Source organism: Pseudonocardia sp. (genome assembly GCF_050246655.1).
Classification (GTDB): domain Bacteria; phylum Actinomycetota; class Actinomycetes; order Mycobacteriales; family Pseudonocardiaceae; genus Pseudonocardia.
Genome location: NZ_JBFWVQ010000128.1, coordinates 1 through 14,906 on the forward strand (window position 1 = coordinate 1; position 14,906 = coordinate 14,906).

Sequence of the window (14,906 nt, forward strand, 5' to 3'; positions counted from 1 at the left end):
CGCTCGCCCGCCGAGCCGAACGCGGCGGCGACGAGGTGGTCCGAGGCGAAGTCGAGCGGGGCGTCGGGCAGCACGATCGCGTGGTTCTTCGCACCGCCGAGGGCCTGCACGCGCTTGCCGTTCGCCGTGCCGTGCTCGTAGATGTAGCGCGCGATCGGCGTCGAGCCCACGAAGCTGACCGCGGCGACGTCCGGGTGCTCCAGCAGCGCGTCGACGGACTCCTTGTCGCCGTGCACCACGTTGAACACGCCGTCGGGCAGGCCCGCTTCGGCCCACAGCTCGGCGACCAGCATCGACGCGGACGGGTCGCGCTCGCTGGGCTTGAGCACGAACGTGTTGCCGCACGCGATGGCCACCGGGTGCATCCACATCGGCACCATCGCCGGGAAGTTGAACGGGGTGATGCCCGCGCACACACCCAGCGGCTCGCGGAAGCTGAACACGTCCACGCCGGTGGAGACCTGGTCGGAGAACCCGCCCTGCAGCAGCGTCGGGATGCCGCAGGCGAACTCGATGATCTCCAGGCCGCGCTGTACCTCGCCGCGGGCGTCGGAGACGACCTTGCCGTGCTCGTCGGAGACGAGCAGCGCCAGGTCGTCGATGCGGGCGTTGACGAGCTCGCGGAAGGCGAAGAGCACCTTCGTGCGCTGCGAGAGCGAGGACTGCGACCAGCGCTCGAACGCCGCGGCGGCCGTGGTGACGGCCTCGTCGACGTCGGCGGGGTTGGCCAGCAGCACCTCGGCCTGCTGGGCGCCGGTGGCCGGGTTGAACACCGGGCTCGTCCGGGTCGACGTGCCGGTGCTCGGCTTCCCGCCGATCCAGTGGGTGATCGTCTTCACGTGCGGTCCCTCCCCGCGGGGTTGATCAGCGGTAGCTGGGCGGCCTTCGCGGCCTCGTAGGCCTTGCGGGCCTGTTGGGTGGAGTCGAGCCGGGAGACCTCGGCGACCGGGACGTCCCACCAGCTCTCGCTGGACGGGACGGGGGCAAGCGGGTCGGTCTCGATGTGGATGGCGGTGGTGCGGGTCGCTGCCCTGGCGGTGTGGATGGCGGCGCGGAACTCCTCGATCGTCCGCACCCGGATGACGTCGGCGCCGAGGCTCTCGGCGTTCGCGGCCAGGTCCACCGGCAGCCGGTCGCCGTCCAGGCCGGAGTCGGTGCGGTAGCGGTAGGACGTGCCGAACCGCTGCGAGCCGACCGACTCCGAGAGCGCCCCGATGGAGGCGAACCCATGGTTCTGCACCAGCACCAGGTTCAGCTTGATCCCCTCGGACACCGCCGTGACGATCTCGCTGCTGAGCATCAGGTAGGAGCCGTCGCCGACCAGCGCGAACACCTCGCGCTCCGGATCGGCCATCTTGACGCCGAGGGCACCCGCGACCTCGTAGCCCATGGTCGAGTACGCGTACTCGACGTGGTAGCTCTTCGGGTCCCTGGCCCGCCACAGCATCTGCAGGTCGCCGGGCATCGAGCCGGCCGCCTGCACCACGACGTCGGAGGGGTCGAGCTCCTCGTTGAGGGCGCCGAGCACCTCGGTCTGGGCCGGCAGCGGCTGGTGGCCCAGATGGAAGGCCTCGTCCACCGTGGCGTTCCACGCGTCGCGGTGCGCCGACCAGGTGTTCTCGACCCGGTAGCCGGCCAGTGCTTCGGTCAGGGCATCCAGGGCGGCGCGGGCGTCGGCGAGCAGCATCTCGCCCGCGTGCTTGGCGGCGTCCAGCGGCGCGACGTTGACGTTGACGAACCGGACGTCCGGGTTCTGGAACGCGGTGCGCGAGGCCGTGGTGAAGTCCGAGTACCGCGTGCCGACGCCGATGACGACGTCCGCCTCGCGGGCCAGCGCGTTCGCCACCGGCGTGCCGGTGGAGCCCACGCCGCCGACGGCGCACGCGTGGTCCCAGGGCAGGGCGCCCTTGCCGGCGTGGGTGTCGGCGACCGGGATGCCCGTGGCCTCGGCGAAACGGCGCAGCGCCGCCTCGGCCTCCGAGTACACGACCCCACCCCCGGCGACCAGCAGCGGCCGGCGCGCGCCGCGGATCAGCTCGACGGCACGGGCCAGGGCTGCGGGCTCCGGCACCGGCCGCGGCACGTGCCACACGCGCGGGGCGAACAGCTCAGCGGGCCAGTCGTACGCCTCGGCCTGGACGTCCTGGGGCAGCGCGATCGTCACCGCGCCCGTCTCGGCGGGATCGGTGAGCACCCGCATCGCACCGAGCAGCGCCGCGGGCGCCTGCTCGGGCCGCCACACCCGGTCGAAGAACCGCGAGAGCGGCCGGAACGCGTCGTTGACCGAGACGTCGTAGCCGTAGGGCTGCTCCAGCTCCTGCAGCACCGGGCTCGCGACGCGGGTGGCGAAGACGTCGCTCGGCAGCAGCAGCACCGGGATGCGGTTGGCCGTGGCGAGCGCGGCGCCGGTGAGCATGTTCGTCGAGCCCGGACCGATCGAGGCCGTGCACGCCATCGCCTGCAGCCGGTTGCGCTGCTTCGCGAACCCGACCGCAGTGTTGACCATGCCCTGCTCGTTGCGGGCCAGGTGGTAGGGCAGCTCCCCGGTGGGCGCCACCTCCAGCAGGGCCTGCCCGATCCCCGCGACGTTGCCGTGGCCGAAGATCCCGAACATGCCCGGCACGAACCGCTGCGTGACGCCGTCGCGCTCGGTGTACTGCTGCGCCAGGAACGTCACGATCGCCTGGGCGACGGTCAGTCTCATGCGCGCTCCTCCGTGGTGGTGAGCGGGAGCCGGGGATCGATCTCCTGGTCGTCCCAGGTGCCGCGGACCCAGGCGTGCGCCGGGTCGTCGCAGATCCGCCAGGCGCGCTCGGCACCCGGCCCGGCCATGACGTTGAGGTAGTAGAGGTGGTAGCCCGGCGTCGCCATGGACGGCCCGTGCCACCCGTGCGGGATGAGCACGGTGTCGCCGCTGCGCACCTCCGTGCACACGTCGATCTCGCGGCCCGGCCCGGAGGTGTAGACGCGCTGGTAGGCGGTGCCCGCGGTGCCGTCGGGGGAGTCCGCGACCTCGAAGTAGTAGATCTCCTCCAGCACGGACTCGCCGTCGCGATCCTCGTCGTGCTTGTGCGGCGGGAACGACGACCAGTTCGCGGCGGGCGTGAGCACCTCGACGGCGATCAGCTTGTCCGCGTCGAACGTGCCCGGCATGCAGAAGTTGTTCACCTGCCGGCTCGCCTGCCCCGCTCCGCGCAGCTCCACCGACACGCCCTCCGCGGGGCCGTAGCGCGGCTCCAGGCGCCGGGTCGCGCGGGCGGCGGGCAAGGCGAAGCGTCCGCCGCCCGCGGACGTGATCGTGACCTCCGCGTCGCGGGGGACGTAGGCGAAGTCCGTGACCCGGGAGAAGACGTCGCGGCGCCCCGCGAGCTCGAAGACCGCACCGTCGCAGGCCACGGTGCAGCCTCCCGAGAGCGGCAGGACCACCGCTTCGTCCGGTCCGGTGGAGAACGTCACGCTGCCGCCGGGCCCGAGTTCGGCGACGCGCAGCGAGCTGTATCCCCAGCCCGCGGTCTCCGGGGTGATGGCCAGGGCGAACGGGGCGGCGGCGGTCTCGCCCGCCCGGATGACGTGCTTGTCCGCGGCGTCCGCTGCTCGCTCGCTGCTCACAGCGTCGATGGTTCGCTGCGGCCCCGCCTCCGCTCCTCGCTCGCTGGCGCTCGCTGCGATGCTCACCGGGTCCTCGCTCACAGCAGCCCCACCGCGGCGTCCACGGCACCCGCCACGTCGTCGTCCGGCGGGTAGAGCAGGGACCGGCCGATCACCAGTCCCTGCACGGTGGGCAGCGCGAGGGCCTTCGCCCAGCTCGCGAACGTCGCGTCCTGGTCCAAGCTGACCTCGCCGCCCAGGATCAGGGCCGGCAGCGTCGTCGCCGCCATCGCACGCTCCATGTCGTCGACGATCGGGACCTTCAGCCACGTGTAGGCCGACGTGGTGCCGAGGCCGGCGGCGACCGTCATCGCGCGCGTCATCGCCTCGGCGGAGAGCTCGTTGCGGACGTGACCGTCCACGCGGTGGCTGATGAACGGCTCGACCATCGCCATCAGGCCGCGATCGGCCAGCCCGGACACCGCCCGGGCCGCCGACTCCATCGTGGGCGCCGTCGCCGCGTCCTCCGGATCGATGCGCAGCAGCATCTTGCCGCCCTCGAAGCCCGCGGTCGCGAGGGCGGCCGCGTCGTAGGCGGTGAAGCGGTCGTCGATCTCGAAGACGGTTCCGGCGAGCCCGCCGCGGTTCATCGAGCCGACCACGACCTTGCCGTCGAGAGCGCCGAGCAGCAGGAGGTCCTCGAGGACGTCCGGCGTGCCGAGGATGCCGTTGACCCCCGGGCGCGCCAGTGCCGAGCACAGCCGGTCCAGCAGGTCGGCCCGGTCGGCCATGGCCAGCGGGCGGGCGCCCGCCCGCAGCGCGCCGCGGGCCGGGTGGTCGGCGGCGATCATCATGAGGCGGCCGTGCGCGCCGAGCAGGCTCGCCGGGCGCACGCGACGGCCCGCGGCCTCGGCGATCGCCTGCGGGCGCTGCACGCGGGTCTCGACCAGTTCGCGGATGTCAGGCACGGACGGCTCCCGACGGTCGGCTTCCCGTCGGGCCGCGTTCCTCACCCGCCGGATCTCGGTCGGTGCTCGCCCGACCTCCGCCGCGGGCCTCCTGGAGCTTGGCCTCCACCTCGGCGGCGGTGGGCATGGCATCCGCGCAGGCCAACCGGCCGGCGACGATCGCGCCCGCGGCGTTGCAGAAGCGCATGGAGCGCTCGAGGTCCCAGCCCGACAGCAGCGCGTGGCACAGCGCCCCGCCGAACGCGTCGCCCGCGCCGAGGCCGTTGACGACCTCGACCGGAGCGGGCGGGACCTCGACCGTCTCGCCGTGCTGGATGGTCGGCTCCCGGCCGGGTTCCGCTCCTCGGTCGCCGGCGCTCCCTGCGATGCTCGCCCGGCCTCCGCCTCCGTGCTGGATGGTCGGCTCCCGGCCGGGTTCCGCTCCTCGGTCGCTGGCGCTCCCTGCGATGCTCGCCCGGCCTCCGCCTCCGTGCTGGATGGTCGGCTCCCGGCCGGGTTCCGCTCCTCGGTCGCTGGCGCTCCCTGCGATGCTCGCCCGGCCTCCGCCTCCGTGCTGGATGGTCGGCTCCCGGCCGGGTTCCGCTCCTCGGTCGCTGGCGCTCCCTGCGATGCTCGCCCGGCCTCCGCCTCCGGCCAGAGACGCCAGGACGCCCTCCGGACCCTGCTTCACGATCGCCAGCTCCACCCCGCGGGCGTGCAGGGCGCGCGCGGCCGCGTGCGGCTCGGTCTCGCCGACCGCGGTGTCGCACTCGTCGCGGTTGCCGACGGCGACCGTGACGTGCGGCAACGCCTCGGCCACCCAGCGCCGCGCCTCCTCGCGGGAGCTCCAGAACATCGGCCGGTAGTCCAGGTCCAGCACCGTGATGCCGCGCCTGCCCCGCTCGCGCAGGGCACGGAGTGTCGCGGTGCGGCTCGGCTCCTGGGAGAGGCCGGTGACCGTCACCCAGAAGACGTCGGCGTCGCGCACGGCGTCGAGGTCGAGCTCCTCGGCGTAGATCTGCAGGTCGGGCGCGGTGGGCAGGCGGTAGAAGTAGAGCGGGAAGTCGTCCGGGGGGAAGATCTCGCAGAACGTGACCGGCGTGGGCAGGCCGGCCACCGGCGTGACGAACCGGTCGTCCACGCCGAAGCCCCGCAGCGCGTCGTGGAGGAACTCGCCGAACGGGTCCTCGCCGGTGCGGCTGATCAGCGCGGTACGCCTGCCGTAGCGGGCGGCGGCGACGGCGACGTTCGCCGGGCTGCCGCCGAGGTACTTGCCGAAGGACTCGACCTCCCGCAGCGAGCGCCCGATCTGCAGCGGGTAGACGTCCACGCCCATCCGGCCCATCGTCAGGACCTCGTAGGACATGGCCGCTCCCTGCTGCATCGTTGCCCCCTCGGGTCGGCGGGCGTCCGGCGGATCCCGGGTGGATTCACCCTTCGATGGACGCCCCGACAGGTGTACTCTTAGGGACATCCGTAAGTCAATATGTCAGGACAAACTTCCCGGGAGCAACGTGTCGGAGCCGCTGACGACGGAGGCGCTCACTCCGGTCGTGCCTCTGGATCGCTCCAGCCCGGTCCCGCTGTACTTCCAGGTCGCCAGCCGGCTGCAGCAGCTGATCGAGAGCGGTGAGATGCCGGTGGGCGGGCGGCTCGCCAACGAGGTGGAGCTGGCCGAGCGCCTCGGGGTGTCCCGGCCGACGATGCGCAAGGCCATCGCCTACCTGGTCGAGCGCGGCATGCTCGTGCGCAAGCGGGGCGTGGGCACCCAGATCGTCCAGCCCAAGGTGCGTCGGCCCGTCGAGCTGTCGAGCCTCTACGACGACCTCGCGAAGAGCGGCCAGGCGCCCAGCACCGTCGTCCGGCTGCTGGAGGTGCGGGGGGCACCGGATCACGTCGCGGCGGCGCTCGGGGCGCCGGACGGCCTCGAGGTCACCTGGATCGAGCGCCTACGGCACGCAGGCGGGGAACCGCTCGCGATCATGCATAACGCGGTGCCGACGGACGTCCTGCGGCCCACCGTCGCCGAGCTGGAGCGGCACGGGCTCTACGAGCTGCTGCGCTCAGCAGGGCACGTGCCGCGCACGGCGCACCAGACCGTCGGCGCCCGGGCGGCGACGGCGCCGGAGGCCCGCCTGCTGCGCGAATCCCGCGGCGCGGCGATGCTCACGATGAGCCGGACGGCCTGGGACGCGGCGGGCCGGGCGGTGGAGTACGGATCGCACGTGTACCGGGCGAGCCGCTACTCCTTCGAGCTCTCCCTGCACTCCTGACCGCCCTCGCCCCCGCCCCTCTTGCGCGAACGGCACGTACGGGAAATAGGTCTTCCCGTACGTGCCGTTCGCTCGGGTCGGTCAGGGGTCCCCGCGCAGCATCGGCGGATGCAGCATCGTCGCCGGCCCGCGGCGGAACAGCTGTGCGGGACGCCCCCGCCCGCCGCTGACCGTGCGCGCCGTCGGGACGAGGAAGCCCGGCGTCGAGGTGACCTTGCGCTGGAAGTTGCGGGGGTCCAACGGCGTGCCCCACGCCGCCTCGTAGATGCCGCGCAGCTGCGCGACCGTGAACTCCGGCGGGCAGAACGACGCCGCGAGGGTCGTGTACTCGAGCTTCGCCCGCGCGCGCTCCACGCCGTCGGCGAGGATCCGTTCGTGGTCGAACGCCAGCTCGCCCACGTCCGCGGCCGGATACCAGGCGTTCGCCGCGGCGTCGGTGTCCGCGGTGGGCAGCGGCAGCTCCGGGACGAACGCGAGATGGCCGACGGTGAGCACGCGCCCGCGCGGGTCGCGGCCGGGGTCGGCGTAGCTCGCGAGCTGCTCCAGGTGGTGGCCCTCGACGGCGACGCCGGTCTCGGTGGCGAGCTCGCGCGTGGCGGCGTCGATCAGGTCCTCCCGAGGCAGCACGAACCCGCCGGGCAGTGCGAGCGCGCCCTCGAAGGGAGGCACGCCGCGACGGACGAGCAGCACGTGCAGGGCGGCGCCGCGCACGGTGAGGATCACCAGGTCGACGGCCACGGCGAACAGGTTCCCGCGCATTGATGTCATCCTGACGAGGAGGCGTTATCGTCACACTGACGATATACCGTAGGACGCCCGCCATCGATCGGGTGGCCGACGGCGCCGTCGGACGTCGTCGGACGTCGTCGCAGCCCTCGTCGCAGCCCTCGGTGCCCACCATCCGGACGATCAGGTGGTGACAGGAGTCACACCCGATCGGCCAGGCGTGCCCGCCCGCCACGACGAACAGCTCGAACTCACCGTGCGCTCCGACCGGCTCGCGGTGCTCGGCGACGGTGGTGAGAGCTCGCGCCGCGCGCGAGCGCGGCGACACCTCGGGGGCGTGCGCCCTGAGGTCAGCGCGCCCGGCTGGCGGGCTGCTCGTCGTCCTCGTCGTCGTACTCGGCGGCGTAGGGGTCGTCGTCGTACTCCTCGACGTCCTCTACCACCGGCCTCCCGTTGTGGGCCGCCGATCCGCCGCCGAGTCCGCCGCCGAGCTCGCGCTGAAGCGCCGCGATGTCCATGGCGGGGGAGCTGTACTTGAGCTCGCGGGCTACCTTGGTCTGCTTGGCCTTGGCTCGTCCGCGTCCCATGGCTGGTCCCCCTTACAACAGGGAAGGGGCGGCCGGAGAGTCGGCGGCCCCTTTCATCTCATCACTGTCCTGCTCACACCGTACCGTGCGGACCCGCGTCAGTGCGATGTGGCACCACTGCTGTGACGAAGCCGGTCCTCGGCTCTGCCAACCGGTGGAGCGCCAGGACGGCGGCCGCGGCCGCCGCGCCGGCCAGCGCGAGCCCCGCGGGCCAGCCTGCGACCTGCGCCACCAGACCGCCGAGAGCCGGCGTCGCGGCCGCAGAGACGTAGTTCGCCGTGTTCGATACCGCCATCGCCGTCGCGGCCCGCCCCGGCGGCGCCAGCTCGCCCGCCGCTGTGAAGACCAGCCCGTTCCAGGAGATGGCCAGCGCCGCGGCCGGCACCAGCACGGCGGCCAGGACCGACCCGGGACCCGGTTGGAGCAGCGCAGCCACCCCGAACCCCACCGCCGTCAGGATCGCCACGATCCGCAGTGGTCCGAGGCGGCTTCCCACACGGTCCGACCACCAGCCGTTTGCGAGCCGGCCCGCCGCGCCGAGCACCTGGGTCGACGCGAGCAGCAGCCCGGCGGTCGCCGCCGTGATCCCGCCCGCCAGGAGCACCTCGACCAGCAGCGTCGAGCCGACGAACTGGGGGACGACGAGCAGCGCACCCGCGAGGCTCAGGCGCAGGAGGCGGCGGTCGGTGAGGACGTCGCGCAGCCCGGCGCGCCGGCCGGCGCCGGTGCTCGCGGCGCGGCCGCGTGCTGCGGTGGTGGGCGCGTCGTATCCCGGTGGCTCCCGCACGACCATCGCCACCGTCACCGCCGCGACCGCGCACAGCGCGCCCAGCGCGGCGAAGACCGCGGCGATCCCCCCGTGGGCCGCGATCGCTGGCAGCGTCAACGCGGCCAGACCCGCGCCGATCGGCACGGACGTCTGCCGCACCGCCATCGCGAGCCCGCGCTGCCTGCCGGGGAACCAGGTGAGCACGGCGCGCCCGCTCGCGGCGTTCACCGACGCCCCGCAGGCGCCGGCGAGGAACAGCAGCGCCCCGGCCGCGACGGGATCGTGCACGAATCCGGTGACGGTGAGCAGGACCGCCGCACCGGCGAGGCCAGCGGTCATGACCCAGCGCTCGCCGTAGCGATCGGCGAGGCCGCCCCACGCGATCAGCGTCGTGACGATCCCGACCGAGATGGCGCCGATCAGCGCCCCGACCCCGGCAAGGCCGAGGCCGAAGTGCGCGCGCAGATCGGGGGTGACGGCGGCGAGCCCGAGGAAGTGCGCTGCCGTCGAGGCCTGGGCGAATGTGCCTGCGGCGAGGACGGACCAGCGGCTGACCATGCCGCGACGCTACGCCGTGGTCCCGCGATCCGAGAGACGGCTCTCGAATAATGGGACAGGTCGACCGCGGCGAGACGAGGTTAGACTGGTGGTCGAACCATCGGTCGAAGGAGGGCGTATGGACGTGCTCGTCGTCGGTGCCGGCATCGCGGGTCCCACGCTGGCCTACTGGCTGCTGCACGCCGGGCATCGGCCCACGCTGGTCGAGCGGGCGCCCGCGCTGCGCAGCGGCGGGCACCTCGTCGACTTCTGGGGTGCCGGGTTCGACGTGGCCGAGCGGATGGGCATCGTCCCCGAGCTCGCGCGCAGGGGCTACCACCTCACCGAGGCCAGGGCGGTCGCCGCCGACGGGCGGCGCATCGGCTCGTTCCGGCCGTCGGCGTTCCTCGGGTCGTCGAGCCGCTACGTCAGCATCGCCCGTTCGGAGCTGGCGTCGGTGATCTACGACGCGCTGGACGGGCGCGTGGAGACCGTCCTCGACGACACGGTCGACGGGCTCGACGACGACGGCGAGCGCGTGCGCGTGACGTTGCGCAGCGGGAACGTCCGGGACTTCGATCTCGTCGTGGGTGCCGACGGCCTGCACTCGCAGGTGCGCCGGCTGGTGTTCGGTGCGCAGGAGCGGTTCGAGCGGTACCTCGGCATCGTGGTCGCCGCCCTGGAGATCGACGGCTACCGTCCGCGCGACGAGCTCGTCGCCCTGATGCACGCCGGGGTCGGCTACCAGGCGGTGCGCCTGTCGCTGCGCGAGGACACCACCCTCGTCCTGCTCACCGTGCGCCACGACGGCGCACCCGTGTCCGGTCCCGAACAGCAGCAGGCCCTGCTGCGCGCGCAGCTCGCGGGCGCGGGCTGGGAGGTCCCGGCCATCCTCGATGCGCTGCCGCGCGCCCGGACGTTCTACTTCGACCGGGTGAGTCAGATCCGCATGCCCTCCTGGACCCGCGGCCGCGTGGCGCTCGTGGGCGACGCGGCGGCGTGCCCGTCGCTGCTGGCCGGCCAGGGCTCCGCGCTGGCGATGGTGGGGTCCTACGTGCTGGCCGCCGAGCTGGCCGAGGCGGACGGCGACCACGCCGGTGCGTTCGCCCGCTACGAGACGCGGCTGCGGCCGTTGCTGCGCGCCAAGCAGGACGCCGCCGCAGGCCTGGGGCTCGCGTTCGCCCCGCGCAGCAGGTTCCAGCTCCTGGTCCGCAACGCGGTGATGCGGGCGATGGGGCTGCCCCTCGTCGCGAACCTGGCGATGGGCAGGAGCCTGCGTGACGCGGTGGAACTGCCCGCGATGCCGGTCGGATGAGCCGGATGGTCCGCCCCCGCTTCGCCCGGCTGGATCCCGAGCAGCAGCAGGCGATCCTGCGCGCCGCGCTCGACGAGTTCGCCACGCGCGGCTACCGCGACGCCTCGCTCAACCGCGTGATCGACGCGGCCGGTGTCTCCAAGGGCTCGATGTACTACTACTTCGAGGGGAAGGCCGACCTGTACGCCCACGTGGCGCGGGTGGAGCTCGGGCGCCTGTTCGACGAGCTCGGCCCGTTCCCCGTGCCGGACACCGGTCCGGACGCCTACTGGTCGGCGCTTCGGGACCACTACCGCGACCTCGTGACGGCGCTCACCGCTTCCCCGCAGCTCCTCGCGCTGGTCCGGGGGTGGCTCGCCGCGTCGGAGGACCCGGCACTGCAGCAGGTGCAGCAGGAGCTGGAACGGCCGGTCCTGCCCTGGATCGAGGGGGCGCTCGCCACCGGGCAGCGCATCGGCGCCGTGCGCACCGACCTCCCGTCCGGGCTCCTGGTGGCCGTCGTCGTCGGCATGGGCAGGGCGATGGACGTCTGGCTGCTGACGCGACCACCGGACGAGAGCTCCCCGCCGGACCTGATCAACGCACTCGTCGACATGATGCGCCGGGCGCTGGCGCCCTGACGGCGCCCCGCCAGGGCCTACGCTGGCGGGATGGTGGGCACGCTGTCCGCGGAGCTCCTCGGATCGCTGCGCATCGCGGCCCGGGACAGGGTTCTGGGCCCGCGCGACCTCGGCGGTCGCAGGCCCCGGCAGGTGCTGGAGATCCTGCTCGTGCATCAGGGACAGCCCGTCCCCAAGGACCGGATCGCGGACCTGCTCTGGGGCGAGCGGCTGCCGTGCGACCCGATGCGGACGCTGGAGGCGCACGTCTCGACCCTGCGCGCCCGGCTCGCCCCTGCCGTCGGCGACCCGCGCACGGTGCTGCGCAGCGAGTCGAAGGCGTACCGGCTCGACTCCGACCGCGTCGACACCGATCTCCGGCGGTTCGACGCTCTCCTCGCTTCCGCGGCGGCGAGCCCGCTCGGCGAACGCATCGACCTGCGACGGCGGGCGCTCGGCCTCGTCCGGGGCGAGCTCCTCGCCGACGAACCGTATGCCGAATGGGCCTTCGCCCTGCGTGACCTGTACACCGAACGAGCCCTCCAGCTGCGCCTCGACCTCGCCGAGGACTGCATGGAGGCCGGGCTGCCCGAGGAGACGGTCCAGCTGGCGCAACAGGTCCTCGCGGCGCAACCGGCCCGGGAGCGTGCGCACCGGTTGCTGATCGCGGGCCGGTACGTCGCAGGCGACCAGGACCTGGCACTGCAGGCCTACGACCGGTGCCGCCGGATTCTCGACTCCGAGTTCGGCGTGCGACCGCTCGCCGAGACCGAACGCGCCTATCTCGCCGTCCTCGACCGGACACCGGCGGACACCGTGGTCCGCCGGACCCGCACCGGGCCAGCTGCCCCACCACGCCCGGAGACCAGGTTCGCCCACGGCGGCGACGCGACGATCGCCTACCAGGTCCTCGGTGACGGTCCGCAGGACGTCGTCTTCGCGCACGCCTGGTTCTCCCACATGGAGATCGGCTGGGAGGAGCCCCGCTACGCGGCCTTCCTGCGCAGGCTGGCCAGGGACCGGCGGCTGATCGTCTTCGACCGGCGGGGAATGGGGATGTCCGACCCGGCGCCACCCACGGTGACCGTCGAGGAGCGGGCCGACGACATCCGCGCGGTCATGGACGCTGCGGGATCCTCCCGGGCCGTCCTGGTCGGCAGCTGCGGATCGGGGCCGACCACCATCGCGCTCGCCGCCCGCGCCCCGGAACGCGTGAACGGGCTCGTTCTGTTCGGCACCTTCGCGCGCATGTTGGCGACCCGCGACTACCCCGCCGGGTGGAGCCGCGAGTTCTTCCGGGAGTACAAGGCCGGGCTCGAACAGGGCTGGACGACCGGGCGCGGGATCTGCCGGTCCGTGCCCAGCGCCGGCCCGGACGAGGCGCTCATGGAGTGGCTCGGACGGCTGTTGCGGTTGTCGGCCGCCCCTGCCGCCGCCCGCGCGATCCTCGACTTCGCCGCCACCATCGACGTCCGCGACCTGCTGGACCACGTCGACGCGCCGACACTCGTCCTGCACCGCCGCGCAGATCAGTGGGTGCATCCCGACAACGGCCGCTACCTCGCGGCGCACATCCCGGGCGCGCGCTTCGTCGACCTGGACGGCGCCGATCACTGGCCGTGGTTCGGCGACTCCGAGAGCGTGCTGCGCCCGGTCGAGGCCTTCCTCGACGCGCTCCGCCCGCGAAGCCGAGGGTTTCCGGAGGGTCGGAGCGCGACCCTCCTCCCATGACCGCCATCGGCATCGGACCACACCCGACACGCGACCCCTACGCCCACATCGCGGACGCCGACGAGGCGACCGCAGCCCGCCTCGCCGAGCGATTCGAGATCCGGGCCTCCGATCCCCGCCAGCACAAGCTGTGGCGCGACGTCCTTGCCCGCGTGCCGGCCGTCGAGGGGGCCCGCATCCTCGAGGTGGGCTGCGGCACCGGGATCATCGCCGCGAAGCTCGCCGAGCTGCCCGGTGTCGCCGGGGTCACGGGCGTGGACCCCAGCCCCTACTTCGTCGAGCGGGCTCGCCGCCGCGCCCCGGCCCTGCAGTTCCAGGTCGCGGACGGCCGGGCGCTGCCCTTCGACGGCGAGACGTTCGACGGCGTCGTCTTCGCCACCACGCTCTGCCACGTCCCCAGGGCGGCGGAGGCTCTCGCCGAGGCGCACCGCGTTCTCCGACCCGGCGGCTACCTGCTGGTCTACGACGGCGACTATGCGACGGTGACAGTCGCGCTCGGGCCGCACGATCCGCTGCAGATGTGCGCGGACGCCGCGGTGACGGCCCTTGTGCACGACCCGTGGCTCGTGCGCCGCCTCCGCCCGCTCGTCCGGGACGCCGGCTTCGAGCCTGCCGACCTCCACAGCCACGGGTACCTGGAGCTGGACTCACCCGCCTACGTACCGAGCATGATCGACGTCGGTGCCGACCTGCTCGCCGCCACGGGGACGATCTCGGCCGGTACCGCCGCCGGTCTGAAGGCCGAGGCGCGCTCCCGGGCCGACCGCGGCGGCTTCTTCGGGCACATCGCGTATGCGAGCCTGCTCGCGACCCGGATCCCGTAACCAGCACAGCCGGCCGAGCCGGACCGGCCCATCCGCAGGTCAGCGCAGTCCGCGCTGGGCGGCCCGCCCGGGGGGCGGCGTGTCCTCGTCCGGCGGGACGGAGGCGGGGTCGATCGCCGCGGGTGCGGCCCGCTCGTCCACCCCCGCGACCAGCTCGGCGTCGACCGGCACGGAGCGCTTCAGCAGCGCGAGCGCCACCGGGCCCAGCTCGTGGTGCAGCACCACGCTGCCGACCCGGCCGACGGCGCGGCCGTCCCGGGTGACCGGGTCGCCGGGGTGGGGCTGGCGCTCGTCGCCCGCGTCCAGGTGCAGCAGCACCATCCGCCGCGGGGGGCGGCCGAGGTTCGCGACCCGCGCGACCGTCTCCTGCCCGCGGTAGCAGCCCTTCTCCAGGTGCACGGCCGAGCCGATCCAGCCGACCTCGTGCGGGATCGTCCGGTCGTCGGTGTCGAGATGCAGCCGCGGCGAGAGCGACTCGACGCGCAGCGCCTCGAACGCCATCGTCCCCGCCGGGCGCGCGCCCGCAGCCGTGAGCCGCGACCACCACTCGCCCTTCGCGGCCCGAGGGACGAGGAGGTCCGCGGCGTCGCGGCCGGGCCACGGCATCCGCCGGACGAACCCGCCTCCGGGCAGCGCCGCGACCGCGTACGCCCCGGACGGCACGGGCGCCCCGGCCTTCTCCAGCACCGCCGCGGTGTCCGGCCCGACGATGCTCAGCACCGCGAGCTCGTCCGTCGCGTCCCGCGGCTCGACCTTCGACCAGAACCGCATCTTCACGAGGTAGCCGAGCAGCTCGGTGACGTCGCCGGGTTCGGTGTCGAGCCACACGGTGCCGCCGGTGTGGGCGACGACGGCGTGGTGCAGGACGCGGCCGTGGACGTCCAGGACGAGCGTCTCCGTGCCGGTGTCCTCGGGGAGCTCCGCGACGTGCTGGGTGAGCAGCAGGTGCAGCCAGCTCAGCCGATCCTCGCCGGGCACGGCGACGACGCCGCGATGGCTGCGGTCCACGA

14 protein-coding genes are annotated in these 14,906 nt (G+C 73.7%); 5 read left to right on the forward strand and 9 right to left on the reverse strand.

What is annotated here, in order from left to right:
- The 5 genes from AB7J25_RS26450 to AB7J25_RS26470 form a co-directional block, all read right to left on the reverse strand.
- The coding region (locus tag AB7J25_RS26450) for an aldehyde dehydrogenase family protein (RefSeq protein WP_428513307.1) at positions 1 to 839 on the reverse strand (839 nt) is incomplete at its 3' end.
- Positions 836 to 2,704, reverse strand: coding sequence for a 3D-(3,5/4)-trihydroxycyclohexane-1,2-dione acylhydrolase (decyclizing) (gene iolD, locus AB7J25_RS26455; protein WP_428513309.1), 1,869 nt, complete (start codon positions 2,702 to 2,704; stop codon positions 836 to 838). The genes AB7J25_RS26450 and iolD, both read right to left, overlap by 4 nt.
- Entirely contained in the window at positions 2,701 to 3,567 is an 867-nt protein-coding gene (gene iolB / locus AB7J25_RS26460) for a 5-deoxy-glucuronate isomerase (RefSeq protein WP_428513333.1), read from the reverse strand. Before iolB ends, iolD begins: the two co-directional genes overlap by 4 nt.
- A gap of 119 nt (positions 3,568 to 3,686) precedes the next feature.
- Complete coding sequence (locus AB7J25_RS26465) at positions 3,687 to 4,556, reverse strand: Cgl0159 family (beta/alpha)8-fold protein (protein WP_428513311.1); 870 nt, start codon at positions 4,554 to 4,556, stop codon at positions 3,687 to 3,689.
- Positions 4,549 to 5,901 (reverse strand): 5-dehydro-2-deoxygluconokinase, encoded by a 1,353-nt coding sequence (locus AB7J25_RS26470; protein ID WP_428513313.1) that lies wholly within the window; start codon positions 5,899 to 5,901, stop codon positions 4,549 to 4,551. Before AB7J25_RS26470 ends, AB7J25_RS26465 begins: the two co-directional genes overlap by 8 nt.
- Before the next feature lie 148 nt (positions 5,902 to 6,049).
- Between AB7J25_RS26470 and AB7J25_RS26475 the strand changes: the two genes are divergently transcribed.
- Positions 6,050 to 6,808 (forward strand): GntR family transcriptional regulator, encoded by a 759-nt coding sequence (locus AB7J25_RS26475; protein WP_428513315.1) that lies wholly within the window; start codon positions 6,050 to 6,052, stop codon positions 6,806 to 6,808.
- Between the two features lie 81 nt (positions 6,809 to 6,889).
- On the opposite strand, the gene AB7J25_RS26480 is transcribed toward AB7J25_RS26475, so the two are convergent.
- The 3 genes from AB7J25_RS26480 to AB7J25_RS26490 all read right to left on the reverse strand — a co-directional run bounded on the left by AB7J25_RS26480 (position 6,890) and on the right by AB7J25_RS26490 (position 9,448).
- On the reverse strand, positions 6,890 to 7,567 hold the full coding sequence (locus tag AB7J25_RS26480) for an NUDIX hydrolase (RefSeq protein WP_428513317.1): 678 nt from the start codon (positions 7,565 to 7,567) through the stop codon (positions 6,890 to 6,892).
- Between the two features lie 317 nt (positions 7,568 to 7,884).
- On the reverse strand, positions 7,885 to 8,121 hold the full coding sequence (locus tag AB7J25_RS26485) for a DUF3073 domain-containing protein (RefSeq protein WP_428513319.1): 237 nt from the start codon (positions 8,119 to 8,121) through the stop codon (positions 7,885 to 7,887).
- A 73-nt stretch (positions 8,122 to 8,194) separates the two neighbouring features.
- Positions 8,195 to 9,448 carry an MFS transporter gene (locus AB7J25_RS26490; RefSeq protein WP_428513321.1) on the reverse strand — a complete coding sequence of 418 codons (1,254 nt, stop codon included), beginning with the start codon at positions 9,446 to 9,448 and terminating at the stop codon, positions 8,195 to 8,197.
- A gap of 118 nt (positions 9,449 to 9,566) precedes the next feature.
- Here AB7J25_RS26490 and AB7J25_RS26495 point away from each other — a divergent pair, with 118 nt between their 5' ends.
- Genes AB7J25_RS26495 through AB7J25_RS26510 form a run of 4 tightly spaced genes read left to right on the forward strand, consistent with a single transcriptional unit; the run spans position 9,567 to position 13,896 of the window.
- Positions 9,567 to 10,742 carry an FAD-binding domain gene (locus AB7J25_RS26495; protein WP_428513323.1) on the forward strand — a complete coding sequence of 392 codons (1,176 nt, stop codon included), beginning with the start codon at positions 9,567 to 9,569 and terminating at the stop codon, positions 10,740 to 10,742.
- Entirely contained in the window at positions 10,739 to 11,362 is a 624-nt protein-coding gene (locus tag AB7J25_RS26500; protein WP_428513325.1) for a TetR/AcrR family transcriptional regulator, read from the forward strand. Before AB7J25_RS26495 ends, AB7J25_RS26500 begins: the two co-directional genes overlap by 4 nt.
- Before the next feature lie 30 nt (positions 11,363 to 11,392).
- Positions 11,393 to 13,072: an alpha/beta fold hydrolase gene (locus AB7J25_RS26505; RefSeq protein WP_428513327.1), complete on the forward strand. Its 1,680-nt coding sequence runs from the start codon at positions 11,393 to 11,395 to the stop codon at positions 13,070 to 13,072.
- Entirely contained in the window at positions 13,069 to 13,896 is an 828-nt protein-coding gene (locus AB7J25_RS26510) for a methyltransferase domain-containing protein (protein WP_428513329.1), read from the forward strand. Before AB7J25_RS26505 ends, AB7J25_RS26510 begins: the two co-directional genes overlap by 4 nt.
- Before the next feature lie 39 nt (positions 13,897 to 13,935).
- On the opposite strand, the gene AB7J25_RS26515 is transcribed toward AB7J25_RS26510, so the two are convergent.
- Positions 13,936 to 14,906, reverse strand: a 971-nt coding sequence (locus tag AB7J25_RS26515) for a YgfZ/GcvT domain-containing protein (RefSeq protein ID WP_428513331.1), incomplete at its 5' end; no start/stop codon positions are given.

Excerpts from the sequence above, each read along its gene's own strand:
- iolD (WP_428513309.1), bottom strand. The coding sequence starts at position 2,704 with ATGAGACTGACCGTCGCCCAGGCGATCGTGACGTTCCTGGCGCAGCAG.
- AB7J25_RS26470 (WP_428513313.1), bottom strand. The coding sequence starts at position 5,901 with ATGTCCTACGAGGTCCTGACGATGGGCCGGATGGGCGTGGACGTCTAC.
- AB7J25_RS26480 (WP_428513317.1), bottom strand. The coding sequence starts at position 7,567 with ATGCGCGGGAACCTGTTCGCCGTGGCCGTCGACCTGGTGATCCTCACC.
- AB7J25_RS26485 (WP_428513319.1), bottom strand. The coding sequence starts at position 8,121 with ATGGGACGCGGACGAGCCAAGGCCAAGCAGACCAAGGTAGCCCGCGAG.
- AB7J25_RS26490 (WP_428513321.1), bottom strand. The coding sequence starts at position 9,448 with ATGGTCAGCCGCTGGTCCGTCCTCGCCGCAGGCACATTCGCCCAGGCC.
- AB7J25_RS26495 (WP_428513323.1), top strand. The coding sequence starts at position 9,567 with ATGGACGTGCTCGTCGTCGGTGCCGGCATCGCGGGTCCCACGCTGGCC.
- AB7J25_RS26500 (WP_428513325.1), top strand. The coding sequence starts at position 10,739 with ATGAGCCGGATGGTCCGCCCCCGCTTCGCCCGGCTGGATCCCGAGCAG.
- AB7J25_RS26505 (WP_428513327.1), top strand. The coding sequence starts at position 11,393 with ATGGTGGGCACGCTGTCCGCGGAGCTCCTCGGATCGCTGCGCATCGCG.
- AB7J25_RS26510 (WP_428513329.1), top strand. The coding sequence starts at position 13,069 with ATGACCGCCATCGGCATCGGACCACACCCGACACGCGACCCCTACGCC.